General features: G+C 73.4%; 26 protein-coding genes. 8 read left to right on the top strand and 18 right to left on the bottom strand.

From position 1 onward, the window contains the following. Positions 1-1,701: CoA transferase (locus tag ABZY57_RS18060; protein WP_356512978.1), on the bottom strand; the 1,701-nt coding region annotated here is incomplete at its 3' end. Positions 1,702-1,861: 160 nt separating this feature from the next. Between ABZY57_RS18060 and ABZY57_RS18055 the strand changes: the two genes are divergently transcribed. Next, positions 1,862-3,082: an acyl-CoA dehydrogenase family protein gene (locus ABZY57_RS18055; protein WP_356512976.1), complete on the top strand. Its 1,221-nt coding sequence runs from the start codon at positions 1,862-1,864 to the stop codon at positions 3,080-3,082. On the opposite strand, the gene ABZY57_RS18050 is transcribed toward ABZY57_RS18055, so the two are convergent. The 3 genes from ABZY57_RS18050 to ABZY57_RS18040 form a co-directional block, all read right to left on the bottom strand. Continuing rightward, entirely contained in the window at positions 3,075-3,275 is a 201-nt protein-coding gene (locus ABZY57_RS18050; protein ID WP_356512974.1) for a hypothetical protein, read from the bottom strand. The genes ABZY57_RS18055 and ABZY57_RS18050 overlap by 8 nt on opposite strands. Before the next feature lie 22 nt (positions 3,276-3,297). Further along, positions 3,298-4,344, bottom strand: coding sequence for a sugar ABC transporter permease (locus ABZY57_RS18045; protein ID WP_356512972.1), 1,047 nt, complete (start codon positions 4,342-4,344; stop codon positions 3,298-3,300). Between the two features lie 74 nt (positions 4,345-4,418). Next, positions 4,419-5,648, bottom strand: a complete 1,230-nt coding sequence (locus ABZY57_RS18040; protein WP_356512970.1) for an MFS transporter — start codon at positions 5,646-5,648, stop codon at positions 4,419-4,421. Positions 5,649-5,889: 241 nt separating this feature from the next. Here ABZY57_RS18040 and ABZY57_RS18035 point away from each other — a divergent pair, with 241 nt between their 5' ends. Next, complete coding sequence (locus ABZY57_RS18035) at positions 5,890-6,675, top strand: hypothetical protein (RefSeq protein WP_356512968.1); 786 nt, start codon at positions 5,890-5,892, stop codon at positions 6,673-6,675. 349 nt (positions 6,676-7,024) lie between these two features. Further along, complete coding sequence (locus tag ABZY57_RS18030; protein ID WP_356512983.1) at positions 7,025-7,618, top strand: sigma-70 family RNA polymerase sigma factor; 594 nt, start codon at positions 7,025-7,027, stop codon at positions 7,616-7,618. 132 nt (positions 7,619-7,750) lie between these two features. Here the strand turns inward: ABZY57_RS18030 and ABZY57_RS18025 are convergent, their stop codons facing one another. After that, positions 7,751-8,143, bottom strand: a complete 393-nt coding sequence (locus ABZY57_RS18025; RefSeq protein WP_356512966.1) for a PLDc N-terminal domain-containing protein — start codon at positions 8,141-8,143, stop codon at positions 7,751-7,753. Positions 8,144-8,245: 102 nt separating this feature from the next. On the opposite strand from ABZY57_RS18025, the gene ABZY57_RS18020 reads away from it, so the two are divergent. Continuing rightward, on the top strand, positions 8,246-9,370 hold the full coding sequence (locus ABZY57_RS18020) for a sulfite oxidase (RefSeq protein WP_356512964.1): 1,125 nt from the start codon (positions 8,246-8,248) through the stop codon (positions 9,368-9,370). A gap of 141 nt (positions 9,371-9,511) precedes the next feature. Next, positions 9,512-9,958, top strand: coding sequence for a DoxX family membrane protein (locus ABZY57_RS18015; protein ID WP_266879885.1), 447 nt, complete (start codon positions 9,512-9,514; stop codon positions 9,956-9,958). Between the two features lie 61 nt (positions 9,959-10,019). On the opposite strand, the gene ABZY57_RS18010 is transcribed toward ABZY57_RS18015, so the two are convergent. The 3 genes from ABZY57_RS18010 to ABZY57_RS18000 are packed head-to-tail and all read right to left on the bottom strand — an operon-like array spanning position 10,020 to position 12,117. Beyond that, positions 10,020-10,619: an HD domain-containing protein gene (locus ABZY57_RS18010; protein WP_356512962.1), complete on the bottom strand. Its 600-nt coding sequence runs from the start codon at positions 10,617-10,619 to the stop codon at positions 10,020-10,022. Positions 10,620-10,625: 6 nt separating this feature from the next. Continuing rightward, positions 10,626-11,933 (bottom strand): cytosine deaminase, encoded by a 1,308-nt coding sequence (gene codA, locus ABZY57_RS18005; RefSeq protein WP_356512960.1) that lies wholly within the window; start codon positions 11,931-11,933, stop codon positions 10,626-10,628. A gap of 16 nt (positions 11,934-11,949) precedes the next feature. Continuing rightward, complete coding sequence (locus ABZY57_RS18000) at positions 11,950-12,117, bottom strand: hypothetical protein (protein ID WP_356512958.1); 168 nt, start codon at positions 12,115-12,117, stop codon at positions 11,950-11,952. Positions 12,118-12,237: 120 nt separating this feature from the next. Here ABZY57_RS18000 and ABZY57_RS17995 point away from each other — a divergent pair, with 120 nt between their 5' ends. Then, the gene (locus tag ABZY57_RS17995) at positions 12,238-14,049 is read left to right on the top strand and encodes a prolyl oligopeptidase family serine peptidase (protein WP_356512956.1); all 1,812 of its coding nucleotides are present in this window, start codon (positions 12,238-12,240) and stop codon (positions 14,047-14,049) included. Positions 14,050-14,104: 55 nt separating this feature from the next. Next, the gene (locus ABZY57_RS17990) at positions 14,105-14,935 is read left to right on the top strand and encodes an SURF1 family protein (RefSeq protein WP_356512954.1); all 831 of its coding nucleotides are present in this window, start codon (positions 14,105-14,107) and stop codon (positions 14,933-14,935) included. A 74-nt stretch (positions 14,936-15,009) separates the two neighbouring features. Here ABZY57_RS17990 and ABZY57_RS17985 read toward each other — a convergent pair whose 3' ends face one another. The 7 genes from ABZY57_RS17985 to ABZY57_RS17955 form a co-directional block, all read right to left on the bottom strand. Then, the gene (locus tag ABZY57_RS17985) at positions 15,010-16,383 is read right to left on the bottom strand and encodes a hypothetical protein (protein WP_356512952.1); all 1,374 of its coding nucleotides are present in this window, start codon (positions 16,381-16,383) and stop codon (positions 15,010-15,012) included. Beyond that, positions 16,380-17,216, bottom strand: coding sequence for a SigE family RNA polymerase sigma factor (locus ABZY57_RS17980; protein ID WP_356512950.1), 837 nt, complete (start codon positions 17,214-17,216; stop codon positions 16,380-16,382). Before ABZY57_RS17980 ends, ABZY57_RS17985 begins: the two co-directional genes overlap by 4 nt. A 158-nt stretch (positions 17,217-17,374) precedes the next feature. Next, on the bottom strand, positions 17,375-18,469 hold the full coding sequence (locus ABZY57_RS17975; protein WP_356512948.1) for an aspartate-semialdehyde dehydrogenase: 1,095 nt from the start codon (positions 18,467-18,469) through the stop codon (positions 17,375-17,377). Further along, positions 18,466-19,740: an aspartate kinase gene (locus ABZY57_RS17970; protein WP_356512946.1), complete on the bottom strand. Its 1,275-nt coding sequence runs from the start codon at positions 19,738-19,740 to the stop codon at positions 18,466-18,468. Before ABZY57_RS17970 ends, ABZY57_RS17975 begins: the two co-directional genes overlap by 4 nt. 120 nt (positions 19,741-19,860) lie before the next feature. After that, the gene (locus ABZY57_RS17965; RefSeq protein ID WP_356512944.1) at positions 19,861-20,508 is read right to left on the bottom strand and encodes a DUF5063 domain-containing protein; all 648 of its coding nucleotides are present in this window, start codon (positions 20,506-20,508) and stop codon (positions 19,861-19,863) included. Then, on the bottom strand, positions 20,501-21,100 hold the full coding sequence (gene recR / locus ABZY57_RS17960) for a recombination mediator RecR (RefSeq protein WP_243330636.1): 600 nt from the start codon (positions 21,098-21,100) through the stop codon (positions 20,501-20,503). The genes ABZY57_RS17965 and recR overlap by 8 nt, the downstream gene beginning before the upstream one ends. Positions 21,101-21,166: 66 nt before the next feature. Continuing rightward, positions 21,167-21,511, bottom strand: a complete 345-nt coding sequence (locus ABZY57_RS17955; RefSeq protein WP_078892798.1) for a YbaB/EbfC family nucleoid-associated protein — start codon at positions 21,509-21,511, stop codon at positions 21,167-21,169. A 268-nt stretch (positions 21,512-21,779) separates the two neighbouring features. Here ABZY57_RS17955 and ABZY57_RS17950 point away from each other — a divergent pair, with 268 nt between their 5' ends. Continuing rightward, positions 21,780-22,505 carry an SLATT domain-containing protein gene (locus ABZY57_RS17950; RefSeq protein ID WP_356512941.1) on the top strand — a complete coding sequence of 242 codons (726 nt, stop codon included), beginning with the start codon at positions 21,780-21,782 and terminating at the stop codon, positions 22,503-22,505. 54 nt (positions 22,506-22,559) lie between these two features. Here ABZY57_RS17950 and ABZY57_RS17945 read toward each other — a convergent pair whose 3' ends face one another. From ABZY57_RS17945 to ABZY57_RS17935, 3 genes are all read right to left on the bottom strand, one after another. Beyond that, positions 22,560-23,210, bottom strand: a complete 651-nt coding sequence (locus tag ABZY57_RS17945) for a hypothetical protein (RefSeq protein WP_250744899.1) — start codon at positions 23,208-23,210, stop codon at positions 22,560-22,562. A 150-nt stretch (positions 23,211-23,360) separates the two neighbouring features. Next, positions 23,361-25,898 carry a glycosyltransferase family 2 protein gene (locus tag ABZY57_RS17940; protein WP_356512938.1) on the bottom strand — a complete coding sequence of 846 codons (2,538 nt, stop codon included), beginning with the start codon at positions 25,896-25,898 and terminating at the stop codon, positions 23,361-23,363. Further along, positions 25,895-26,575, bottom strand: coding sequence for a GntR family transcriptional regulator (locus ABZY57_RS17935; protein WP_356512936.1), 681 nt, complete (start codon positions 26,573-26,575; stop codon positions 25,895-25,897). The genes ABZY57_RS17940 and ABZY57_RS17935 overlap by 4 nt, the downstream gene beginning before the upstream one ends. Positions 26,576-26,699 lie beyond the last annotated feature (124 nt).

Genomic DNA, 26,699 nt, shown 5'->3' with positions numbered 1-26,699 from the left:
GGTCGGCGACCGGGAGGTGCGGTGTGACGCCGTAATGTGTGTGGGGTGACCGTGAACGCAGAAACCCAAGCCCCCGCCTCCAAGGCGACCTGGCGCCTCCCCGCGCCGGGCACGGCGCAGGGCCGGGGCGGTGAGCAGGTCGGCGGCGCCGAGCAGCGAGGAGTCCACGCGGACCCCGCGTCCGGTGCGCTCGCGCAGCAGCAGCCCCGCGAGGACGGCCTCGGCGCCGAGCAGCCCGCCCAGCACGTCGAGCAGGGTCATCAGGGAGGGCGCGGGCACCTCGCCCTCGGGGCGGGCGGCCTCACCGACGCCGGTGCGGGCCTGGACCATGAAGTCCGTTCCCATCGGCGGATCGGCGATCCGGCCCGTGCCCCAGCCGCCGGTGTACGCGTACACGAGCGCGGGGTTCGCCCGCGCGAGGTCGGCGGAGTCCAGGCCCAGCTCGGCGGCCTTCCCCGGGGCCCAGTTGTGCAGGAACACGTCGGCTCCGGCCGCCAGCTCGGCCAGCCGCAGCCGGTCGCCGGGCGACTTGATGTCGATCTCCACGGCACGCTTGCCCCGGTTCAGGGCCAGCCAGCGGGCCGAGACCCCCGAGCAGGCGGGCGGCATGCCGCGCAGCGGGTCACCGCCCGGCGGCTCGATCCGGACCACCTCGGCGCCGAGCAGCCCCAGCAGATGGGCGGCGAGCGGCGCCTGGACGCGGCGGCCGGCCTCCAGGACGGTCATGCCGGTGAGGGGCCCCGGGGTGGCGGGCACCCGGGAGGCCGCCACCGGGCGTGGGGCGGCTCCGGAGCGGTACGGGGAGGGCCCGGAGCCGTACGGGGAGGGCCCGGAGCCGTACGGGGTCAGGGTCCAGGGGGCGGCTCCGTCGTGTTCGGCGGCCCGCTCGGCCAGGGTCCGCAGCCGGCAGACCTCGGCCCCCGAGGCGGCCGCGGCGTCGCGGATCCGCTGCCAGCCGTGGGCCCGGGCGGTGGCGTGCAGCGCCTCGGGGAAGGGGGCGCACGCGGTGGCGTACCGGAACTGGAAGGGACGCCAGCCGGCCCGTACCGCGTCGGAGGGTGCCTCCAGAGCCCGCCAGAACCCGGCCCAGGGACCCGGATCCAGGGTCTCCAGCTCGAAGAGCGTGCCGTCGGCCGCGGTGAAGGGCGGACCCCCGGGCGCAAGTTCGGCGGCTTCGCCCTCGTCGGCGCCGCTCGCGGCGAGGTACTGGGACACGACCAGCAGCCCGGCCCGGTCCACGTACGTGTGCGGCTGCGCGGCGGCGCCCTCGCACCCCCTGGCCCGGGCCAGCAGGGCGGCGAGCAGCCCCTGCGTGGTGAGGACGGCCGTCGCCGCGGTGGCGTAGTCGACGGCGAGCCCCCGCGGCAGGCCGTCGCGGCGGCCGTGGACCGCCATGATGCCGGTGGCGGCCTGCGCCGTCGCCTCGTCGGTGATGCCCCTCCGGGCCGCTTCCGGCGAAGCCCAGGCGACGGTGGCGGTCGCACGGGCGGGGAGGCCGGGCCCGGAGTCCGGGTCCTCCAGGGTGACGCGGGCGGCCTCGGGATCCCCTGCGGCATCCGCCGCCGACCCGGCAGCCGCGGCGACGGCTCCCAGCACCTTCAGGTGCTCGGCCACCGGCCCGGCGAGCGCGGGCGGTCCCGAGGCGGTGAAACGCAGCCCGCCGAGCGGCCGGGCGGTCTGGGTGACGGCGGGTGACGCCATGCCTCTCCTCTTCTCCCGGCCCGGCGATCGGCCGGCGCCGCAGGTGATCCCGTACGCGGGAACCAAGGGGCGGGCCCGCCCGACCAGTTCCACGGGAAGGCAGTCGCACTGCCGTTCCCACGGGTTCCCGGCGGGCTGGAGGAAAGTGGTGGAGAACCGAGTGACGGACACCGAAGGGAGCACGGCGGGCGGCCCGGGCGAACCGGCTTGCGAGGAGCGGGAGTTGAGGGCTCGCGTGACGGAGTTCGTACGGGAGCGGGTGATGTCCCGCGAGCCCCTGCTGGACGCCGGCGGCCCGGCCGCGGCGGCGGCCCTGCGGGAACTCCAGGCCGCGGCGAAGGAGGCGGGCCTGTGGGCGCTGCCGCTCCCCGTGGAACTCGGCGGCCAGGGACTGGATCTGGCGCGCTACGCACGGATCGCCGAGGCCGAGGGGGCGAGCGACCACGGACCGGCCGCGCTGGGGTCGGCGCCGCTGCTGGACGCGACGATGCTGTGGCGGCACGGCGGCGACCGGGTGCGCGCGCTGTACCCGCGGCGGCTGACGTCCGGCGAACTACGGGCCTGCTACGCCATGACCGACCCGGAAACCCCGGGCACCGACCCGTACCTCACCTCCACGCGCGCGGTCGAAGAGGCGGACGGGAGCTGGACCGTGAGCGGCCGCAAGTGGTTCACCTCGCACGCCGCCGAGGCCGATCTGGTCACCGTCCTGGCCCGCACCGACGGGCAGCCGGGGGACCGTACGGGCCTGTCGCTGCTCGTCGTCCCCACCTCGGCGCCGGGCTTCCGGGTGGTACGGGAGCTGCCGGTGCTGGGCGGCGCCGGGCAGTGGGAGATCGAGTTCGACCGGGTGCGCGTGGACGCCGACCACCTCCTCGGCGAACGCGGCCGAGCCCTCGCCATCGCGGGGGAACGGCTCCAACTGGGCCGCACCCTGCGCTGCCTGCGCTGGCTCGGCCAGGCGCAGCGCGCGTTCGACCTCATGTGCGCGCGCGTGAACTCCCGTAGCGGGTCCCGCGGTCCACTCGGAGGACACCAGCTGGTGCAGAGGCACGTCTTCGAGTCGCTCCTGGCGCTGCGCACCACCCGGCCGCTCGTCCACGAGGCCGTGGCCGGGATCAGCGCCGGCCGGGACGCGCACGTGGAGGTGGGCCTGGCCAAGGTGGCCGCGGCGCGCACGCTCCAGCAGGTGACCGACGCGGCCGTCCAGATCCACGGCGCGGCCGGCCTCGGCCCCGACACCCCCCTGCCCGCCCTCTACCGCTCGGGTCGCACGGCCCGGATCCTGGACGGCCCGGACGAACTGCACATCACGGCGGTGGCGCGGCGGGTGTTGCGGGGATACGACACGAAGGGGACGCGGGACGCGGGCGTCACATGAAGGGGGCCGCCACCATGAACCCTCCCGTGGCGAGCATCCCGAGCGAGAGGAGCCAGCCGGAGAAGTGCATCAGCAGGACCTCGGGCAGAGGGCGCCTGGCGACGTTGTCACGGGGCCTACGAGGGTCGTAGACGACATGAAGGGTCTGCGTCGTCGACTCCCGTCCCGGCGGTCGGGTTGCACGCGGAACCATCACGAATGCATCACCGCGTCCGTCAGACGGCGCGCAGGTCTGCCAGCCCGGCCAGTCCGGCCAGCCCCAGCGCCAAGAAGAAGTCGCCCCATACGAGTTGGTGCCGTACGGCGAGTCCCTTGTGCGCGTCGTAGCAACCGTTCAGCAGTCGCCCGCCAAGGGAGTGACGGTCGACCAGGTGCTCCAGGATCTCCGCCGCGCGGCGCGCGTACACCTCCGCCCGGGGACCGGGGAGCAGGGACAGCTTCAGGAGCGCGACGGCCGTGACGGCCGCGGCGGACGTGTCCGCGGGGCCGTCCGGCCGGGCCGCGTCCGCAGCCGGCACGAGAGGGGTGCCCGGCCCCGTCCACGCGGCGGCAAGACGCTCCGCCAGCGCGTGCGGGTCCCCCGGCAGGCACGCGGCCACGGCGGGCCGGTGCAGTACGTCGGCCAGCGCGAGCAGCAGCCAGGCCGGTCCCCGGCTCCAGCCCGGGGCCGGCTCCGCACACGCCAGCCAGCCCGCCGCCACCCCCTCGTAGGACCAGGCCGGTACGAGGTCACGGGCCCGGCAGACCTCCGTCCCGGAGGCGGGGAGGCACAGGGCCAGGTGCCGCTGAAGGTGCGAGGCCGCGGCCGCCGGCCCGACGGTGGCGAGCAGCGGGATCGTGCCCGGCAGCCCGTCCACCCGGGCCAGCATCCGGGGTCCCCCGAACGCCGATCCCCAGGGCAGCAGCCCCAGTTCCCCGTCCACCGCGGCCCGGCAGGCCCGGGCCGCCCGCCCGCGCAACTCCTGCGCCCCGCCGTCCCCGGCGGCCAGGACGGTCCCGTACCAGAGGATCAGCCCGCGCGTGGAGGTGTCGGCGTCCACCCAGCCGGCCAGCCGCGCCGTGCAGGCGGAGGCGGCGGCCCTGTCCCCTTCGGCGCCCGTGCTCCGTGCCCTCAGCCACAGCAGCCCCGCCCAGAACCCACCGGCCCAGGAACCCCGTCCGGTCGTCGTCCACTGCCCCGTGCCGGGATCCGCGTACAGCGGGAACCGCCCCTCGCCGACAGCGTCCGCCGTGCGGGCCACCTGCTCGAGGACCTCCGCCAACGCCCGCCCCGCCCATGCGCCCACCACCCGCACACCCCTGCCTGGACCGCCGGGACGCTCCCGCCCCGGAACCGTCAACGCAACCGCCCTGCCCGCTCCCTCATCCGCTCCCGCACCACCCACGCCACCGCCACGGCGCACGCCGTACCGAACTCGGCCGCCACCAGCAGCCAGCCCGTCCGGTAGCGGCCGGCGTCCGCGAGGGGGCCGAAGAGGAGGGGGCCGACGGCGAAGCCGGCGAAGAAGCCGGCGGCCACCAGGGCGGATTCCTGGCCGGCCCGGCCGGGGGCGGAACGTTGCATCACCAGGACCATCGAGACGGCGTTGGCCGCTACCGCGAACACCCCGACGGCCACCGCGGCCACCCACACCAGCGGACCCGCGCCCGGCGCCGCGACCAGCAGGACGGCCGCCCCCACCGCGCCGGCCGCGAGGCCTCCCGGCAGCCACTCGGCGCGCCCCGGCCGGGCCGCCTTCGACCAGCCGACCCGCCCGGCGATGCCCGCGACGCCGAGCACCGCGACCAACGCGCCCGCCGCGGTGGGGCCCATGCCGAGCCGCTGCGCACCGTAGAGGGCCACGTACGTGTTGACCGAGGCGATCCCGCAGCCCAGGAACAGGGAGAACACCGCCAGCCAGGCGATGGCTCCCCGCGGGACGAGCGAGGGCCGGGGCCCTGCCGGGGCCGGCCGCGGGTCGGCGGGCAGGGCGCGCAGCGCCCACAGCGCCGCCAGCGCGGCGGTGGCGGCGGCCGTCCACACCGCTCCGCGCCAGCCGATCCCGCCGGCCAGTGCCGTGAGCGGCAGCCCGGCGGCGAAGGCGCCCAGTTGGACGCCCGACTGCTTCATGCCGGTCACCGGCCCGCGACGGACGGCGGGAACGACGGCGAGGATCGTCTTGTTGGTCGCCGGATTGGCCAGGGCCTGGGGCAGCCCGCCCAGCGCGACCGCGGCGAGCAGGAACCCGGGGCCCGGCGCGGCGCCGATCAGCGCGAGCGCCGCCGCGGACACCGACAGCAGGAGTACGAGGGAACGGCGCGGCCCGATCCGGTCCACCAGCCGGCCGCCGGGCGGCGACAGCACGGCCGCCGTACCGAACCCGACCGTGGTGGTCCAGCCGAGCACGACGGGCGAGACCCCCAACTCCCCTACCAGACGCGGACCGAGGGCGCCGAGGAGGAAGAGCTGGAGCATCGAGAAGGCCATGGCGGCGGTGAGCAGAGCCGTCAGGTCACCCCTCGGGCCACCCGCCGGACCGCCCGCCGGGCCACCCCTCGGTACCGCGGCCGCCCCGGGCGTCTTCACCGGCCGGCTCCGGTCCGCCACCACGCGCCCACCCCGTCCCGCTGTTCGCCCTCGGTCACCGGCCATCGGCCCCGGCTTGATCCCGGCCGCCCATTCCGGAACAGGAGTCGGACCAGTGAACAGCCGGGTTCCCAGGGCCTGTTGTGGCGTGCGCCACAGCACAAAATGGCTCGATTTCCGGACGTGGAAAACCTGATGCCCCCTGTCCTCCCCGCCCGGCCGGTGCAACGATGGCCACGCCATGACACCGGGTCGATGCTGCCGAGCCGTACGGGCCGCGATGTTCGCGGCCACCTGCGTGCTGCTCTCGGCCCTCGCGCACATCCTCATGTCGGGAACCTCCGTCCCCTGGTGGGGGATGGCCGCGGCCTTCGCCGGAACCACGGCGACCGGCTGGTTACTCGCCGGTCGCGAGCGCGGCCTCACGGCCGTCGTCTCCGCGACCGTCGGTGTGCAGGCAGCCCTGCACGGCGGGTTCTCGCTCGCCCAGGCCGCGGCGGCACGGCAGCAGGAGGCGGGCATCTCCTTGGCCTCCCTGGGCCGCCGCTGGACCCAGTACCTGCTCTGCGCCCCCTCCGCGCTCGGCCCGCGGGCGACCCCGCCGCCGGGCACCGGCAGCGCCACCCGGCACGTCATGCAGGACGTGCACGGCGCGGCCGCGACGCACGGGATGCACGCCGTGCACGGGATGGCCGACGGCTCCGCGCCGGTGGCGGCGGCCCTCCCGATGCCGACCGCGCACGCCATGGGTTCCATGACGCCGGCGGGCATGCTCGCGGGCCACCTCCTGGCAGCCCTGGTCTGCGGCCTCTGGCTCGCGTACGGGGAACGCGGCGCCTTCCGTGTCCTGCGCGCCGTCGCCGCCCGGTTCCTCGTACCGCTGCGCCTGTTCTTCCGCCTCCCCGCGCCCGCGCAACGGCCCCGCGTCCGCCTTTCCCGCAACCGCCGGGTCCGGACGCCCCGCAGGCTGCTGCTCGCCGACGCACTCACCTCACGGGGTCCACCTCACGGGATCGCTGTCGTCTGACAGCCGGCTCCCCGACGCGCCACGGGCCCAGCACCCGTACCCGTACCGCGCCTCGGGCATCGGTCATGCCGTCCGGCAGGCCGTACCACCCGTTCACCGGCCTCGCGATGCCCGCTTCCGGGCTCTCCGGGCGCGCCAGGCAGTGCCGTTATTGCGGTCACTCGGCCACCGTGGTCACTTCGGCCGCCCCTGTCACCGCAAGCACGGCGCTGCTCACGCCGCCCGCGCCGTCCTCACTGCCCGCGGCACCCACTGCGCCCGCGACGCGGCATCGAATCCGGCCGGATTCCCAGAAGGACACCAGGCGATGACCACTGCTCTGCTCACCCGCCCGACGGCCGCCACCACGATGACGGCCGTCCCCACCACCCCCGCCCGCCGCGCCACCGGTCCCGACGAGGCCGTCACGCTGCTCGCGCTGGCCGCCCGTGACGGCGACCCCCTCGCGGTGGACCAGTTCGTGCGCGCCCTGCACCGCGACGTGCGCCGCTACGTCGCCTACCTGAGCGCGGACCCGCAGTCCGCGGAGGACCTGACCCAGGAGACCTTCCTGCGCGCCCTCGGCAGCCTCCACCGTTTCGAGGGCCGCTCCTCCGCCCGCACCTGGCTGCTCTCGATCGCGCGGCGCACCGTGGTGGACAGCCTGCGCCACAAGGCGGCCCGCCCCAAGATCGCCGACAGAGACGACTGGCAGGCCGCGGCCGAGCAGAGCCAGCCCCGCGGCGTACCCGGCTTCGAGGACGGCGTCGCGCTCGCGGAGCTCCTGGCGGCGATCCCCGCCGAGCGCCGCGAGGTCTTCGTCCTCACCCAGCTCATGGGCCTCCCGTACGCGGAGGCGGCGCTCATGCTCGGCTGTCCGATAGGCACGGTCCGCTCCCGCGTGGCCCGGGCCCGCTCGTCCCTGATCGACCTGCTGAAGGACGCGGACCCGGCCGCGGCCTGACCTCCACGACCCGCCCTTCGGGCCCGACCCTTACGGCCCGAACTCCACGGCCCGACCCGGAACGCCCGAACGGGGGCCGGACCGCGCGTCTGCGGTCCGGCCCCCGTTCGCAGGGGAGGGCGAGGGCAGTCCTCAGGCCAGGAGCTTGTCCTTGGCCTTGTCGTACTCCTCCTGCGTCAGGGCGCCCTTCTCCTTGAGGGAGGACAGCTTCGCGAGTTCTTCCGCCGGGCTGTGGCGGGGGGTGCCCGCCGCCTTCTGGACGTATTCCTGGAATGCCTTCTCGTTGGCCTGCGCCTGCTTCATATCGCGCTGGCCCATGCTCCGGCCGCGGACGATCACGTAGACGAGAACGCCCAGGTAGGGCAGCAGGATCACCAGGATCAGCCAGCCCGCCTTGCCCCAGCCGTTCATCTCCTGATCCCTGAAGATGTCAGTGATCACCTTGAACAGCAGGAAGAACCACAGGACCCAGAGGAAGAGCCACAGCATGGTCCAGAACAGGTTGAGCAGTGGATAGTCGTCCACGCTTCACTCCGATCACATAAGGGACAGATCAATACATACAGCCCACCGGAGTGATCCGCACGCGGAGTAGCCGGTCCGCCGCCACCGCGGGACCATGAGCCCATGGAGGAGCGCCCCCTGGCCGGGATCAGCCCCCCGGGCCGGATCGCCGCCCCCGGAGAGGGCATCGGCCAGGACGAGCTGGCGCTCGCGGCGCGCAACCACGGGCTCCCGCTGGAGGCCCTGCGGTACGAGGTCACGCCGGCCGGGCTGCACTACGTACTCGTGCACTACGACATCCCGGACACGGGCACGGACACGGGCACCGAGCCCGACCCCGACACCTGGCGCCTCACCGTGCGCGGCCACCTCCGCACCCCCTTGGAGCTCGGGCTGCGCGACCTCCGGTCCCTGCCCTCCGTGACCCGCCGGGTCACCATGGAGTGCGCCGGCAACGGGCGGGCCCGGCTCTCCCCGCGGCCGGTCAGCCAGCCCTGGCTGGTGGAGGCGGTGGGGACGGCCGACTGGACGGGGGTGCCGCTGGGCGCGGTGCTCGCGGAGGCCGGGGTGGCGCCGGACGCCGTGGAGGCGGTGTTCACGGGCGCCGACCACGGGGTGGAACGGGGCGTCGAGCAGGACTACCGGCGCAGTCTGCCGCTGCCCGTGGACGAGGACGTACTGCTCGCCCACACGATGAACGGCGGGCCCCTGCCGCCGCAGCACGGGCACCCGCTGCGGCTGGTCGTTCCGGGCTGGTACGGCATGGCCCATGTGAAGTGGCTGCGCGACATCGAGCTCGTCGACACGGCGTTCGGCGGCTACCAGCAGGCCACGGCCTACCGGTACAAGCAGAGCGCCGAGGAGGCGGGCGAGGCCGTGACCCGCATCGCCCCTCGCGCCTTGCTGATCCCGCCCGGATTCCCCGACTTCATGTCCCGCACCCGGGTCGTCGCCCCCGGTCCCGTGCGGCTCGCCGGGCGCGCCTGGTCGGGCCACGGGCCCGTCGTGCGCGTGGAGTTGAGCACCGACGGGGGCGGAAGCTGGACCGACGCCGAGGTGCTGCCGCAGGGCGGGCACCCGCACGCCTGGCAGGGCTGGCACATCGACTGGACGGCCGTCCCGGGCAGCCACACCCTGCTGGCCCGCGCCACCGACGCCTCGGGGCGCACGCAGCCACTCCACCAGCCGTGGAACCACGGGGGCTTCGGCAACAACCAGGTCCAGGCGGTCTCCGTCGTGTGCCGCTGAGCCCTGCCGGCCGCCCTCCCCACCCCCTCCCCGCCCCCTCCCGCCCCCTCTCCTCGGTCAACCCCTTGCCACACCCCTCCCCTTCCCTCGAAACTGACACATCGTCAGATCATCGTGAGGGAACGAGGGAAGGAACCGGGGATGCAGACCATCTGGCTCGGCGGGCCCGAATGGGTCGCCGTTCTGCGGATCGGGCTCGGGCTGTGGTGGCTGGAGAGCTGGCGGCACAAGGACAAGAAGGACTGGTTCGGCGGCGGCGGCATCCGCTGGGCCGCCGGCGTGGCCGAGAAGCACCGCTGGGGGTTCGTCACGCGCGGCTTCGACGTCGTCGTGAAGCCCTACCCGCGTTTCATGGCCTACCTCGTCGCCTACGCCGAACTGGCCCTGGGACTCGGCCTCATCGTCGGGTTCCTGACCCCGATAGCCCTGCTCGCCGGGCTGCTGCTCAACCTGGTCTACCTGATCCTGATGATCCACGACTGGGGCGAGCAGGGGCAGAACCTGATGATGGCCCTGATCTCCGGGGTCGCCTTCTTCGCGATGGGCTGGCAGGTCTGGTCCCTGGACAACGCCCTGGGGCTCTTCTGAGCCGGGCCCCGCGGGGCCCGGCCCCGGCACCTCCCCGCCCCGGCGCCTCCCCGCCCTCCCGTCAGCCCCGCCGGTCGAGCGGGTTCGCCGCGATGCGCTCCTTCGCCCCGCTCGCCACGTAGGCCGCCGCCGCGCACTGGGGCTTGCGCGCGGCCTGGTCGGCGACCAGCGCGAAGAAGGCGTCGCCGAAGCCGAGGCGCGGGTACTCGGTGAGCAGGGCGGCCGTGAAGACGGGGTCGGCGTCGCCGACGCCGACCCCGGAGACGTCCGCGGTCGTACCGATCTGGAGCAGGTGGCTCTCCACGTCCTCGGCCGCCGCGACGTCCTCGCGCATGTGCCGCACGATGATCTCCTCGGCGCGCGCCCGCCGCTCCGCCGGCCAGCCCAGCCCCGCCGTCAGCACGCGTGCGACGTGGCCGCCCGCCTCCTCGAAGGGCAGGGTGTGGCTGTCGAAGGGCGCGGTCAGCCCGAGATCGTGCACCAGCGCGCTGACGTAGAAGAGTTCGCGGTCGTACGAGAGCCCGTGCCGGTCCGCGTACTCGGCCCCGAAGGCGTACGACCGGACGGAATGGTTCAGCAGCGCCGCGTCCGTGTACTCGGAGGCGACCTCCAGCGCGGCCCGGCCGGACGGAGTGTCAAGAGTCCATGTCACAAAGGTCATGGACGCTCAGCGTAGGCGGGTCCGGAAGTCCACCTCCGAGGGGCCCTCGTCCCCCGGCCAGGCCAGCAGGCGGGGCGGAGCCGCCGGGGTCTCGGCTAGGACGGTGCCGCGCGAGACGACGTAGCGGGGGCGGACCTGGCGGCGGACGGCCTCGGTGGGGGACTCGGCCGGCAGCAGCACGAAGGAGGCCGGGTTGCCCTGGCGGACCCCGTACTCCGAGGGCGAGAGGCCGAGGACGCGGGCCGCCCGCTCGGTCACCATCTCGAAGGCCACCGGGATCTCGTCGGCCCCCGTGAGCTGGGCGGCGTAGATCCCGACGAGGGCGGTCTGCAGCGGGTTTCCGGTGCCGAGCGCGTTCCAGGGGTCCATCACGTCGTCGTGGCCGAAGGCCACGTTGACCCCCGCCGCCAGCATCTCCTTGACCTGGGTGAGGCCGCGCCGCTTGGGGTAGGCGTCGAAGCGGCCCTGAAGATTCAGGTTGGCGAAGGGGTTCGAGACGAGGTTGATCCCGGAACGCGACAGCAGGCGCTGGAGCTTGAAGCTGTACGCGCCGCCGTAGGAGCCCATCGCCGTGGTGTGCGAGGCCGTCACGTGCCCGCGCAGCCCCGAGCGCAGGGCGTGCGCGGCCAGCACCTCCACGAACCGGGACTGCTCGTCGTCGATCTCGTCGCAGTGCGCGTCCACCCGCAGCCCCTCCTCCTCGGCGAGCCGGAAGGCGACGGCCAGCGAGGCCACCCCGTCCTCCCGGGTGTCCTCGAAGTGCGGGATCGCGCCGACCACGTCGGCCCCGCGCCGGACCGCCTCGCGCAGCAGCGCCTCGCCGCGGGGGAAGGAGACGATGCCCTCCTGCGGGAAGGCGACGATCTGCAGGGTCATCACGTCGCGGACCCGGTCGCGCACCTCCAGCAGCGCGTCGAGCGCGGTCAGCTCCGGGTCGGTGACATCGCAGTGCGTGCGCACGTGCAGGACGCCCTGCGCCGCCTGCCAGCGCAGCACCTCGGTGGCCCGCGCGATCACGTCCTCGCGGGTCAGGGTCTTCTTGCGCTCGCTCCAGCAGGCGATGCCCTCCCAGAGGGTCCCGGAGACGTTGGGGCGCGGATCCCCGGCCGTCAGGGCCGTGTCCAGGTGGATGTGCGGCTCGACGAAGGGCGAGCTGAGCAGGCCGCCGTGGGCCTCGATCAGCACCCCCGTCGCCGGGGGCTCCTTCTGGTCGTCGTACGGGAGCACGCGCGCGATCCGCCCGTCCTCCCCGACCTCGACGTCGTGCAGACCTTCGCTGTGCAGCAGCCGGGCGCCCCGGACGATCATCCGCATCGCGTCAGCCTACGGCTCAACCCCGCTTGGCCTGGGCCTTCTGCTGCATGCCCCGGGTCTTCGCGGCGATCGACTGCACGTCGCGGACGGCGGCCTTGGCGCGCGCCTCTGCCGCCGTGTTCTTCGCCATCGCACGCTCTGAATCATGGTGGGCCGGCTTGCCGGTACGCGCCTTCTTCGCCATGACCGCCACTCCTTCGCGCAGCCTCGTACGCGGGACCGCGTACGCACACCACCCTGCTCCCCTTCGGCCCCGTCGGCATCTCGGGGGCCGGGCCGCGGCGGATCCGGTTACATGGGGTGCATGACTGACGCCACCCCCGACACCGACGACACCGCCATGCCCGACTGGGAGAAGCGCTTCCGGGCCCCGCGCGTGGGACTGCCCGAGTGGGCGCAGGACGCGCCCGACCGCTCGCTCTTCGTCTCCAACGCCACCGGGACCTACGAGCTGTACGCCTGGGACCGCGCCACCGGCACCCAGCGGCAGGCCACCGACCGGCCCAACGGGACCACCGACGGCACCCTCTCCCCCGACGGTGCATGGCTCTGGTGGTTCTCCGACACCGACGGCGACGAGTTCGGCACCTGGGTCCGCCAGCCCTTCGCGGGCGGCCCCGACGAGCCGGCCACCCCCGGGCTGGAGGCCTCGTACCCCGCCGGGCTGGCCATCGGGCGGGACGGTACGGCCGTCGTGGGGCGCTCCACCGACGAGGACGGCACCACCATCCACGTGGTGCGGCCCGACGGGTCGGAGCCCGTCGTCGTCTACCGGCACCGCGAGTCCGCCGGCGTCGGCGACCTGTCCCGGGACGGGACCCTGCTCGCCGTCGAGCACACCGAGCACGGCGACGCGATGCACTCGGCCCTGCGCGTGATCACCCTGGACGGCGAGACCGTCGCCGAACTGGACGACTCCAAGGGCGGCACCGAGGAGCTGGGGCTCATGGTGCTCGGCTTCGCGCCCGTCGCCGGGGACACCCGGCTGCTGGTCGGCCACCAGCGGCGCGGCCGGTGGGAGCCGATGGTGTGGGACGTGGCCGCGGGCACCGAGGAGGCGCTGGCCGTCGACCTGCCGGGCGACGTCGGCGCCGAGTGGTACCCCGACGGGTCCGCGCTGCTGATCGAGCACGGCTTCGAGGCGCGCAGCGAGCTCTTCCGCTACGACCTGGCCGCGCGGGAACTCGTACGGCTGGACACCCCGCCGGGCACCGTGTCGGGTGCGACGGCGCGGCCCGACGGGTCCGTGGAGTACCAGTGGTCCTCCGCGGCCGAGCCCTCCGTCATCCGGTCCACCTCGGGCGGGATCGTGCTCGACCCGCCCGGTTTCCGGCCCCCGGGCTCCGTACCGGTCGAGGACGTGTGGGTGGAGGGCCCCGGCGGGCGGATCCACGCCCTCGCCCAGCGGCCCGTCGGCCACGGCGAGGGCCCCTTCCCGACCGTCTTCGAGATCCACGGCGGGCCCACCTGGCACGACAGCGACGCCTTCGCCGCGACCCCGGCGGCCTGGCTCGACCACGGATTCGCGGTCGTCCGGGTCAACTACCGCGGTTCGACCGGCTACGGACGCGAGTGGACCGACGCCCTCAAGCACCGCGTCGGCCTGATCGAACTGGAGGACGTCGACGCCGTACGGGAATGGGCGGTGGCCTCCGGGCTCGCGGACCCGGCGCGCCTGGTGCTGTCCGGCGGCTCCTGGGGCGGCTACCTGACGCTGCTGGGCCTCGGCACCCGGCCGGGGGCCTGGGCGGTGGGGCTGGCGGCCGTGCCGGTCGCCGACTACGTGACGGCGTACCACGACGAGATGGAGGCGCTGAAGTCCCTGGACCGCACCCTCTTCGGCGGCACCCCGGAGGAGGTCCCGGAGCGCTTCGAGGCCTCCTCGCCGCTCACGTACGTGGACGCGGTGAAGGCTCCCGTGCACATCGCGGCGGGCCTCAACGATCCGCGCTGCCCCATCCGGCAGATCGAGAACTACGTGGACCGGCTCGCGGCGCGCGGGGCGGAGCACGAGGTGTACCGCTACGACGCCGGGCACGGCTCGCTCGTCGTGGAGGAGCGGATCAAGCAGGTCCGGATGGAGATCGACTTCGCGCTGAAGCACCTGCCGCGCTAGGGACCTGGCAGGCCCCGGCCCCCGCGAACCGGTGCACCCCCCGTACGGTGGTGGCGTGCACCGGTTTCTCCTGACCCCGCGCTGGTGGGGGATCAACGTCTTCGTCGCGCTCGGCGTCCCCTTCTGCCTGTTCATGGGGACCTGGCAGCTCGGCCGGTTCGAGGACCGCGTCGACACCCACAAGGAGGCGACCAGCGCACGCCCCGCCGACCAGGCGGCCGCGCCGCTGGAATCGCTGCTCCCGGTGGACAAGCGGACCTCCGGACGGCTCGCCTCGGTCTCCGGAGAGTACGCCGACCAGCTCCTCGTCCCCGAGCGGCGGCTCGACGGGAAGTCCGGCTTCTACGTCCTGACCCTGCTCCGCACCGACACCGGCAAGGCCGTACCCGTGGTCCGGGGTTGGCTGCCCGGAACGGCCGACGCGGGCCGGGCCCCGGCCCCGCCGGCCGGCCGGGTCGAGGTGACGGGCGCGCTCCAGGCCTCGGAGAACTCCACCAGCAAGGGCGTCCACTCCGAGGGCGGGCTGCCGGCCGGGCAGCTCGGCGTCATCGGCGCCGCCTCGCTCGTCAACATCGTGCCGTACGGCCTGTACGACGCCTGGCTGACCGTGCAGACGCCCGCCGACGGGATGACCCCGGTACCGGCGCGGGCTCCGGTCAACACCGGGCTCGACCTGAAGGCCTTCCAGAACCTCGGCTACACCGGCGAGTGGTTCGTCTTCGCGGCGTTCGTGCTCTTCATGTGGTTCCGGCTGTACCGGCGCGAGGTGGAGACCCTGCGCGATACGGAGGCGGGCCTTGTCGACGAGCCCGGGACCGGGGCCGTGGCCCCGGCGGCCGGACGGGACCCGGCGGAGCCGGCCCCGGCCGGGGCCGGCCCGGCGTAGCGCCCCGGTCCGGCGGATCGGGCCAGGGGATCGGTCCAGGGGATCGGTCCAGGGGATCGGCCTAGCGGATCGGCCTAGCGGATCGGGATGACGCCCGTCCGGTAGACCGTTCCGCCGCACGCCTCGGCGATGGTCGTGTGCGTGGTCGGGCCGTCCGGACCCGATGTGTTGGGCGTGTGGGACACCACCGCACCGAGCGGCGGGGTCTCCGCCCGGGTCTGGCCCGTGCCGGTGTCCGGGGCGCCCCCGGAGCCGCCCTCCGGCGTGTTGGCCTCCCCGGAGCCGTCCGCGACGGGACAGCCCCCCTCCGGCGGGACCCACGCGAAGCGGACTTCGTACGAGGCGTTCGGCGCGAGGACCATCCGCAGGGCCTCCACCGACGGGTCGGGCAGCAGTCCGGTCGCCGGATCGCCCGTGACGTGGCTGACGACCGCCACCGCGGCTCCGCCCTGGCTCGCCGGGCCCGCCGTCAGGGTCTCCGGGCCACGGACGGTACATCCGCGGCCCGACACGTTGGTGACCTTGAAGCTGCCGTAGACCTTGCCGCCGGCCGACGGGGCCCGGGTGCTGCCTTCCACGCCGACCTGGCTCTGGGTGCAGTTGGGCACGTCCGAGGAGGCGGGCGGGGGGATCAGGCCGCCGCCGACGGTACCGGGGGTGCCGGGGAGGGCGGAGGGGGCGCGGGGCGGGATGGCGTCCGGCCCGCCGATGCTCGGGAAGCGGCCGTCCGCCGGGGCCGGCGAGGCGCTGGCGCCACCGTTCTCCCCGTCCTTGTCCTTGTCCTTGTCCTTGTCGGAGGACCGCTTGGGCTTCGGACGGGAGGAGCCGTTCTGGTGCAGGCCGGACCCGTCCTTGGAGTCCCCGTCCTTCTGGCCGTGGCCCGCCATGACGGAACGGTCGGAGCTCCCGCCCGACCCGGAGGCCAGGTGCAGGCCCACCGGGACCGAGCCGCCCAGCACCACCACGGCGGCCGCCGCGGCGACCAGGATCCGCCGGTTGCGGACCCGGCGCGCGGGCACCGCGTACCGCAGTCGCTCCAGCGCGTCACTGGAGGGTTCGAGCCCCCCGACGACCCCGCGCAGCAGATCGCGCAGCACGTCCTCCTCGCCCACGGGCTCGGAGGCGAGGAGCCTGACGGGGGCGAGCTCGGCGGCCGCGGGATCGGCGGCCGCTGGCTCGGCGACCGCGGGCTCGGTGGTCGCTGGCTCGGCGACCGCGGGCTCGGTGGTCGCGGGCCCGCTGCCGTCGGCCACTGCGTCGGCCGGCCCGGTGCCGTCCGGCTCGCAACCGGCGGCCCCCGAGGTGACCGGCGCGCTCGGCTCGCCCGACGCGCTCGGCTTGGCGCGCAGGAGCTCGCGCAGGGCCTCCGGGCCTCCGGAGGCGGATCCGCCGGACAGTCCGGGGAGCACCTGTTCCTCGTCCTCGTTCGTCGTGCGGTCCTCGTTCATGCTCGCGCAGCCTCCATCGCCACCCGCAGCGCGGCAATGCCCCGCGATCCGTACGCCTTGACCGAACCGAGCGACAGGCCGAGGGTCTCGGCGACCTGGACTTCCGTCATGTCAGCGAAGTAGCGCAGCACCAGCACCTCTCGCTGGCGTCGCTGGAGCCCGCGCATCGACTTGATGAGATCGTCCCGTTCCAGCAGGTCGTACGCACCTTCCTCGGCGCTCGCCATGTCGGGCATCGGCTTCGACAGAAGCTTCAGGCCGAGGATGCGGCGGCGCAGGGCGGAACGCGAAAGGTTGACGACGGTCTGGCGCAGGTAGGCCAGCGTCTTCTCCCGGTCCCGGACCCTGTTGCGGGCCGAGTGGACGCGGATGAAGGCCTCCTGGACGACGTCCTCGCAGGAGGCGGTGTCGTCGAGGAGCAGCGCGGCGAGACCCAGGAGCGAGCGGTAGTGGGCCTGGTAGGTCTCCGTGAGGTGGTCCACGGTGGTCCCCGCGACCACTTCGGCCACCTCGGCCGGCTCGGCCACCTCGGCCGGCTCGGCCACCTCGGCCGGCTGTACCGCCTCGGCCGGCTCGGCCTGCTCCCTGCTCCCGAGGTCCTCCGCGCTGTCGCGCGGCCCGGGCACCCGGCCGTCCTTGGTCGGTACGGACGCGCGGGCGCCGGGCGCCGTGGGTACCCCGGGCAGCGCGGGGGTCCCGGACGCCGTCGCTGCGGGCGGCACGGGAACGATCACCGGGAACCCGCCGGGCGTGCGGGATCGCAGACGCGAGGGGATCGGGAGCGTCCCGGTGCGCGCCGCCATGACGGGGTGTTCGAGCAATGCTTCTGCCACGCCAGTTGGACACGCGTCACCCCGTCAGGGTTGTACGCGCACGGCAGATTCATCGGCGGGATTCTCATTGCCTTCTTGCGTAGCCGCTCACCCGGGCATGCGTCGTCTACGACGACGGCCTTCGGGCCATCACCTCGATCAAGGGATCGCTCATGATCCTACAAAGTGAAATGGCTAAAATCAGCTGCGATGAGCTCCGCAGTTTGCGTGGCATTCAACGCGGCACCCTGACGCAGATTGTCCGCGCAGACGAAGAACTCCAGCGCACGCGGGTCGTCGAGCGAGCGCCGCACCCGCCCCACCCAGGCCGGATCCGTTCCCGCGGCGTCCGAAGGGGTCGGGAACTCCCCCGCGGCCGGGTCGTCCACGAGGACCACCCCGGGCGCCGATTCCAGGATCTCCCGGGCGTGCGCCGCCTCCACTGCGCCCTCGAACCGGGCCCGTACGGTCAGCGAGTGGCCGGTCAGTACGGGTACCTGTACGCAGGTCACGGACACCGGCAGCTCCGCCAGGTCCAGGATCCGGCGGGTCTGCGCCCGTACGGCCAGCTCGTGCGAGGACCAGCCGTCCTCGCGCAGTTCACCGGACCACGGCACGACGTTGAGCGCGAGCGGCCCCGCGAAGGGCCCGGTGTCCTCGCCCACGGCCCGGCGCACGTCCCCGGGATGCTCCCCCAGGGAGCTGCCGGCGACGAGCGACAACTGGCGGCGCAGCGCCTCGGAGCCGGCCCGGCCGGCCGCGCTCGCCGCCTGGTACGAGGAGACGGCCAGCTCGGCCAGTGCGTACTCGGCGTGCAGCGCGCCCAGCGCCGCGATCATCGCGCCGGTCACGCAGTCGGGTCCGGCGACGATCCCGCGCGGGCGGATCCGGGCCGCGTGCCCGTTCACCTCGGGCACCACGAGCGGTACGTCGGGGTCCTCGCGGAAGGCCGCGGACTGGTCCACCACGACGGCCCCGCGCGCGGTGACGACGGGGGCCCACCGGGCGGAGACCTCGGCCGGGGTCAGGAAGAGCGCGATGTCGCCCGCCCCGAGGCCGTCGAAGGCGTCTCCGGTGAGGGCGAGCACCTCGGATTCCGTACCGCGCACGGTCAGCCTGCGGCCGGCCGAGCGCGAGGAGGCGATCAGGCGTACGTCGCCCCAGACGTCGGCCCGCTGGGACAGCATCTGGAGCAGGACGGAGCCGACGGCGCCGGTCGCCCCGACCACGGCGAGTGCCGGAGCAGGGGCGGACCGGGCCGCGGCCGCGTTCAACGTCCCGTGCCTCCGTAGACGACGGCTTCGTCGCTGTCGGAGTCGAGCCCGAAGGCCGTGTGCACGGCGCGGACGGCCTCGTTGACGTCGTCCTGGCGGGTCACGACCGAGATGCGGATCTCCGAGGTGGAGATGAGCTCGATGTTGACGCCCGCGTCGGACAGCGCCTGGAAGAACGAGGCGGTGACGCCCGGGTTGGTCTTCATGCCCGCGCCGACCAGGGAGATCTTGCCGATCTGGTCGTCGTAGCGCAGGGACTCGAAGCCGATGGTGGCCTTCGCCTTCTCCAGGGCGTCGATGGCCTTGTGGCCCTCGGCCTTGGGGAGGGTGAAGGAGATGTCCGTCAGACCCGTGGAGGCGGCGGACACGTTCTGCACGATCATGTCGATGTTGATCTCGGCGTCCGCGATGGCGCGGAAGATGGCCGCGGCCTCACCCGGCTTGTCCGGTACGCCGACGACCGTGATCTTGGCTTCGGAGACGTCGTGAGCGACTCCGGAGATGATGGCGTGCTCCACCGGCTCGTCCCCTTGCGGATTCTCGTTGCTGACCCAGGTGCCCGGAAGTCCCGAGAAGGACGAGCGGACGTGGATCGGGATGTTGTAGCGGCGCGCGTACTCGACGCAGCGGTGCAGCAGCACCTTGGAGCCGGAGGCCGCGAGCTCCAGCATGTCCTCGGAGTTGATCCAGTCGATCTTCTTGGCCTTCTTCACGACGCGGGGGTCCGCGGTGAAGACGCCGTCGACGTCGGTGTAGATCTCGCAGACCTCGGCGTCCAGCGCCGCGGCGAGCGCGACGGCGGTCGTGTCCGAGCCGCCCCGGCCGAGGGTGGTGATGTCCTTGCTGTCCGCCGACACGCCCTGGAAGCCGGCGACGATGGCGATGTTGCCCTCGTCCAGCGCGGTGCGGATACGGCCCGGCGTGACATCGATGATGCGCGCTTTGTTGTGGACCGAGTCGGTGATGACGCCTGCCTGGCTACCGGTGAACGACTGGGCCTCGTGGCCCAGGTTTTTGATTGCCATGGCCAGCAGGGCCATGGAGATCCGCTCTCCGGCGGTCAGCAGCATGTCGAATTCGCGCCCGGCAGGCATCGGGGACACCTGCTCGGCGAGATCGATCAGCTCGTCCGTCGTGTCGCCCATCGCGGAAACCACGACGACCACTTGGTGGCCGTTCTTCTTGGCATCCACGATCCGCTTGGCAACACGCTTGATGCCTTCGGCATCGGCTACGGAGGAGCCTCCGTACTTCTGCACGACAAGGCCCACGTGCGCTCCTCGCTCAGTCCGTCATTTGCTGGTGCAGTCTAACGAGCGGTCGGGATACGACCGCTTCGTACCACATCATGAGACGAAAAGATCACTGCATACGTTCCCTCACCGGGCCGTTCACCTCCGGCCGAGACCGCCCAGTTCCTCGGCCATGACCTGCCCGGCCTGCTCCGCGAGCTCGTCCTCCGCGAGGTCCTCGTCGGTGTCCAGCCCGTCCAGGGCGGCCAGCGGCTGGTCGAGGCGGACGTGCGCGATCAGTGACTGGAGGGCGCGCAGCGTGGCCGATGCCGTCGGTCCCCAGTTGGTGAAGTACGAGAACTGCCACCACCACAGCGCCTCGGTGATCCGGCCCGCCTGGTGGTGGATGAGGCCGTGCCGCAGGTCGGCCACCACGTCGGCGAGGTCGTCGGAGATCCGGTGCGGGACCGGGGCCTTGCGCGGCTCGTAGGGGTCGAAGACCTCCGAGTAGACGTCGACCGGCTCCAGCATCACCGCGAACCGCTCGCGCAGGTCGTCCACGTCAGGCTCCGGGCCCAGGTCGGGCTCGTAGCGCTCGTCGGGCAGGACGTCCTGGAAGGCGCCGAGCCGGCCGCCCGCCAGCAGCAGCTGGGACACCTCCAGGAGGAGGAAGGGCACCGCGCTGTCCGGGTCCTCGCCCTTGGCCACCTCGGTGACCGCGACGATGAAGGACTCGATCTGATCCGCGATCGAAGCCGCGAAATCGTCCGGATCCAGTCCCAGGGCGTGCAGCGTTGCGTCAGACATCGAGAAGTCGCCTTCCTTCAAAGGCCCGCCCGAGCGTGACCTCGTCCGCGTACTCCAGATCTCCCCCGACGGGGAGCCCGCTGGCCAGGCGGGTGACCTTCAGGCCCATGGGCTTCATCATGCGGGCGAGGTAGGTGGCGGTCGCCTCGCCCTCCAGGTTCGGGTCGGTCGCGATGATCAGCTCGGTGACCGAGCCGTCCGCGAGCCGCGCCAGCAGCTCCCGGATGCGCAGATCGTCCGGGCCGACGCCCTCGATCGGGCTGATCGCGCCGCCGAGGACGTGGTACCGGCCCCGGAACTCGCGGGTCCGCTCGATCGCGACGACGTCCTTCGACTCCTCGACCACACAGATGACCGTCAGATCACGGCGCGGATCGCGGCAGATGTTGCACCGCTCCTCCTGCGCCACGTTCCCGCACACCGCACAGAACCGGACCTTGTCCTTGACCTCCAGCAGCGCGTGCGCGAGGCGGCGGACATCGGTGGGCTCGGCCTGCAGGATGTGGAAGGCGATCCGCTGCGCGCTCTTGGGCCCGACGCCGGGCAGCCTGCCCAGTTCGTCGATCAGGTCCTGGACCACGCCTTCGTACAACGGACTGCCTTCTTTCGGTTCTGAAGAGTTCTGACGGGCGAGCTGGACGGGTCCTGGGGACGGGTCCTAGAAGGGAAGGCCGGGGATGCCGCTGCCGCCGCCCAGCCCCTGCGCCAGCGGGCCCAGCTTCTGCTGCTGGAGCGCCTGCGCATTCTCGTTGGCCGCCTGGACCGCCGCGACCACCAGGTCGGCCAGCGTCTCGGTGTCCTCGGGGTCCACGGCCTTCGGGTCGATCACCAGCGCCCGCAGTTCACCGGAACCGGTGACGGTCGCCTTGACCAGGCCGCCGCCGGCCTGCCCCTCGACCTCGGCCTGCGCCAGCTCCTCCTGCGCCGCGGCGAGGTCCTGCTGCATCTTCTGGGCCTGCTGGAGCAGCTGCTGCATGTTGGGCTGACCACCACCGGGAATCACAGATCACTCACTCCGTAGCGTCGGGCCAAGCGCCGGCGGCTTGGTCAATCCGAGCCTACGTGCTCCCCGGGCGCCGCGCCCTACGCCGTGAGGACCAACTCTTTCGAGTGAGAGACCGGGAGTGCGCGTACCTGATGACACCCTCCTTGCGGGCGGAAATCCCGGGAATCGTCGCCCATCGAGGCTCATTCGAAGGTAGGAAGAGCATGCGCACCATTGCGCACACGCGCACCACCACACGTTCAGCGCAGGCAGAGGGAGTGCCCGGGTGAGTCAGCCGGAGATGCAGCCCGAGGGGCCACCCCGGGATCCCGCTGAGGACGGCGACCTTACCGGCCGGCCGTTCCCTCTGGGGGACTGGGGCGAGCCCGCCGAGCGGCTCGACGAGCTCTACCGACGGGTCGAGGCCGACGCGCTGCGCACCGCCGAGTGGTACCTGTCCGACCGGGCCTGGAAGCGCCGGGGCGCCCGGATCCTGCGGATCGGGGCCGCCGCCGGCGCGGTCACGGGCGCCGCGATGCCCCTGCTGGAGCTGACCGGCTCGGTGCCCGGGGCCGCCTCGTACGGCTATCTCGCGCTGCTCCTGGGCGCGGCCTGCCTGGCCTGCGACCGGTTCTTCGGCCTGACCTCGGGCTGGATGCGGGACGTGGCGACGGCGCAGGCCGTGCAGCGGCGACTGCAGACCCTGCAGTTCGACTGGGCCACGGAGAACGTGCGCGAGATCCTGGGCCCGACCGAGGGCACCGCCAGCGAGGCCGCGGAGCGGTGTCTGACCGTGCTGCGCCGCTTCTCCGAGGACGTGACGGAACTCGTACGGTCGGAGACCGCGGAGTGGATGGTCGAGTTCAGCTCCGGCCCCGCCCCGCTGGTCATGCAGTCCCTGGGCGCGGGCGGATCCCGCTCGGAGGCGTACGTTCCGCCGGCCCGCTTCCCGCTCCCCCCGGGCACCCGCCCGAACATGCCCCGGCAGAGACCGCCGGAGCAGCCGCGCTGACGCGACGGGGGCGGCTCCGCCGCGCGGAGCCGCCCCCGTCCCGTACGGACCGCGTCAGCTGAAGATGATCATCGAGCCCTGGCCGAGGCTCCGGGTCGCCGCCGCGTGCAGGCCCAGCCATACGTGCCGCTCCCGCGCGAAGGGGCTGTCGTCGTACGGGATCGGCCCGGCGGGCTCCTCCAGCGACGTCGGCCGCCCCGGGGGCGCCGGAGCGAGCGGCGGGTTGCGGGGGTCTATCCCGATCGCGGGAGCCACCAGCGCCAGCTCGCGCAGCAGCCCCTGCGCGGACCCCAGCGGCCCGCCCCCGGCCAGCAGCTCCTCGTTGGCCAGCGGGTACGCGAAGTCCACGGGGACGTAGGCCCCCGCGTGGTCGTAGTGCCAGACCAGGTGCGACTGCTGCGCCGTCGGCTCGAACATCTCGAGCAGTTGCTCGTAGTCCCCGCCCAGCTCGTCCACCGGTGTCACCGGCAGCCCGCAGATCTGGAGCAGGTACGCGCGGCGCAGGAAGTGCAGGGCGTCGTAGTCGAAACCGGCCACCGGGGCGACGTCCCCGGAGAGCCCCGGCATGTACGCGAACACCGGCACGGACGGCAGTCCGGCCTCGCCCAGCGCCTTGTCGTACGAGGCGATCTCTTCCGCGAAGGGGTTGTCGGGGCTGTGGCACAGCACGTCGACAAGGGGGACCAGCCACAGGTCACAGGCCACTCGGCCTCCGATCAGTCGTTGTCGCCGATCGGGCCAGCGTAGTGCGCCGGACACGCTCAGCGAAGGGGTGAGCAGAACCGAAGGTGCGGCAGACGCCGATCATGGCCGGATCCGCGACGGATCCGCGACGGATCCGCGACGGATCCGTGTCTACGGCTCCCCCGGACCCACCCTCCAGACCCACACGTCGCGCACCTTCTCCGGCTCCCGGCCCAGCAGTCCGGTGATCAGTTCCCGCAGCTCCGTGTCCCGGTCCTGGAAGGGCAGGACGACCGCGCCGGCTTTCCAGAACTCCAGGTCCTGGCGGGCCTGCACCCGCCAGCCGGCGTCGACCTCGGGGGGCTGGGCGCCGTAGCGGACGTCGCGCAGGAGGTTCGAGAGGTGTCGCGGGGTGGCTCCGTAGATGCCGATCCGGTCGGGTCCCCACGGGCCGTTGAAGTAGCCGCCGGCCAGCCGGAAGCCGAAGTCCGCCTCGACCTGCCAGTGCAGCGCGTCCGCCTGGCCCGGGTCCGGCAGCGGTACCGGAACGAGTGCCTCCCCGTCCTTGACGTAGCCCTTCCAGTCCCCGGAGGTGATGAACGCGGGCACCGGCGCGCGGTCCCGTACGGTCAGCGGCAGCGGCAGGACCGGGATCAGCGCGGCCGCCGCCCCCAGCAGCCCCAGCGTGCGCAGCTCGCGCGTCCGCAGCCGGAGGATCCGGTCGAGCGCGAGGGCGAGCAGGATGCCCAGGATGGGGGCGCACACCATCGCCACGCGCCCCTCGATCACCGACTCGAAGAGCGGCAGCTTGACCATCAGGCGCCAGGGGCCCGGCAGCACGATCTCCGTACGGGGTACGGGCACCCACGGCCCGAGGGACAGCAGGAGCGCGACGGAGCCGGTGATCGCGAGGGCCCGTACGGCCTTGCTCCGCCACAGCCCCACGCAGACGGCGATGCCGAAGGCGAGGAGGGGCCAGCCGTAGAAGGCGTTCTGCTCCGTGGTGTTCATGGAGAGCTTGCCGGCCGTCTCGGGGTCGCCGAAGAGGGAGCGGGAGGCGTACTCGATCAGGGCGCGCGGGCTGTTCCCGGCGTTGTCCCCGTGCAGGACCGAGTGGTAGCTCTGCGGGCCGAAGAACTGCCAGTACAGCGGGACGGCCACCAGCGGCAGGCACACGGCGAGCGCCACGACCAGACCGGAGCCCAGCGGCCGCGCCGCCGCGAGGGCGCGGCGGGGGTCGACGAGGAGGTAGGCCAGGCAGAAGACCAGCATGCCGAGCGCCGCGATGAGCAGCGGCTCCTCGCCGATGAAGATCTGGTACGTCGCGAAGAGCCCGAGCAGTACCCCGTCACGCGTCACACCGCGGCCTTCGCGGTGGCCCTCGCACAGGCGCAGGGCCCGGTCGACGATCAGCGGGATCATGAAGAGGACGACGAAGTTCGGATGGCCGTTGGCGTGCGAGACCATCGGCGGCGCGAACGCGGCGAGCGCCCCGCCCGCGGCGGCCGCCCAGCGGCTGCGCACGAACCGGCGGCGGATCAGCCAGTACCAGGTCCAGGCGCTGGCGGCCATGCCGAGCGTGAGGACCAGCGCGAAGGTGACGGTCTCGCCGAAGAGCAGCGTGACCGGGATCAGCGGGACGTTCAGGCCGAGCATCGTGGCGTTGGCCATCAGGTTCACGCCGTCGGGCATGCCCTGGGAGAGGGTGAAGAGCGGGTTGCGGAGGTGGGTGATGTTGTCGGTGGTGACGCCGACGAACCACTCCCACTGGTTCTGGTCCTGGAGCGCGTCCGCGAGGTAAGCGCCGTCGAGGTCCGTCCACAGGCCCTGGAAGACGTAGAGGGAGAGCGCGAGGAAGGCGGCGGCCACGGCGAGGCCGCCGGCGTTGAGGCGGAACAGGTCGCCCAGGGCGCGGCGGCGGTCGGGGCGCGGGGCCTGCACGCGGGGGGTGTCGGCGCGGCGCACCGGGAGCTCGACCTCGGCCACGTGCCAGCCCTGGCGGCGGACCCAGCGCAGGACCTCGGCGTCGATGGCCGGCCCGTCGAGGGTCGAGGCGGCGAAGGCGGCACGGGCGCGGTCGCCGTCGAAGAGGGCGAAGGCGCAGGTGTCGGCGCGGAATCCCGGTATGCCGGGGATGCCGAGGGCGCGGACCAGGCGGTTCCGGGAGCGGCCGAGGGCCACGGCGGGGGATTCATCGTCCGTGCCCCGGCCCGGGGCCTGCAGGACTTCTTCGAGGCGGGCCAGCTCGTCGAGCGGGGTGCTGAGGGCGGCATCGGTGAGCAGCACCCGGTCGCCGGCGGAGGCGAGCACTCCGGCGCGGAGGGCTGCGCCCTTGCCGATGCCGCTGCCCCGGCTGTCGCTGCCGTCGCCGTCGCCGTCGCCGAGGTGGATGAGCCGGATCCGGGGTTCCGCGGCGGCGGCCGCCGTCAGGGCCGGCTCACGGCCGTCGCCGGCAGCCCCGTCGGTGACCACGAGGAGTTCCCAGGCGCCGGGACCCGTGCCGCGGTGGGCGTCGAGGTGCTCGCGCAGGGCCGTGAGGCTCTGCTCCGGGACGGGAGCGGGGATGACGACGGACAGCCCGACGGCGCCGAGCCAGCGCGTACCGGCGGGGGCCTGCTGGTGCTGGTGCTGGTGCTGCGGCTGCGGCTGCGGCTGCGGCTGCGGCGGCTGCTGGTCGGCGTCGGCGCTCACGGCGCTCTCGCCGCTCACGCGCCGGCCGCCTTCAGGCCCGCGGCCCAGTCGAGACCGTGCTGGTTGTACGCGTGCACGAGGCGTCGTACCTCCTCGGCGTCCGCGCGGGTCACCGCGTCCATCAGTTCGTTGTGGCCGGCCCACAGGTCGGAGCGCAGGTCCGGCTCCGCCTTCAGGTAGGGCACGGCGAATACCCAGCACTGGACCCTGATCCGGTGCAGGAACTCGGAGATGTAGATGTTGCCGACCAGCCCGCTCAGCTCCCTCCAGAAGCGCAGGTCGTAGCCGATCAGCACTTCGAGCGAGCCGTTCAGCGCTGCCCGCCGCGCCTCCTCCGCCCGGCGGCGCACCGAGACCAGCCGTTCCCCGGAGCCGGGGGCGGTGCCGCGTTCCACGAGCCTGCGGAAGATGCCTTCCACGATCAACGTACGAGCCTCGATCATGCCCCGGAAATCATCCACGGAGAAGACTCGGACGCGGAAGCCCCGGTGCTGGACGGAGTCGAGCAGGCCCTGCGCGGAGAGATCGACGAGGGCCTCGCGGACGGGTGTCGCGGAGACGCCGTACTGTTCGGCGATCTGCTTGACGGTGAATTCGCTCCCGGCCGCCATGCGCCCGGCAAGCACCTCGTCACGCAGCGCGTCCGCGATCTGCTGGCGAAGTGTGTTGCGGGTGACAGCTCCGCTGCCTGGCATAGGGGTCCGTCTCCATCTGTGGGCTTGGGACACCTTAGGCCAGGCGACGCGGCCGAAACCGATCGGTTTGTGGCCGCTATGTGGATTTAGTGCCCGTTATCCGGACGGTCCGCGCTTTCCTTCT

The sequence above is a fragment of the Streptomyces sp. NPDC006450 genome (assembly GCF_040612195.1).
In the GTDB taxonomy this organism is placed as follows: Bacteria; Actinomycetota; Actinomycetes; order Streptomycetales; family Streptomycetaceae; genus Streptomyces.
This window is presented reverse-complemented; position numbering and strand designations above follow the sequence as displayed.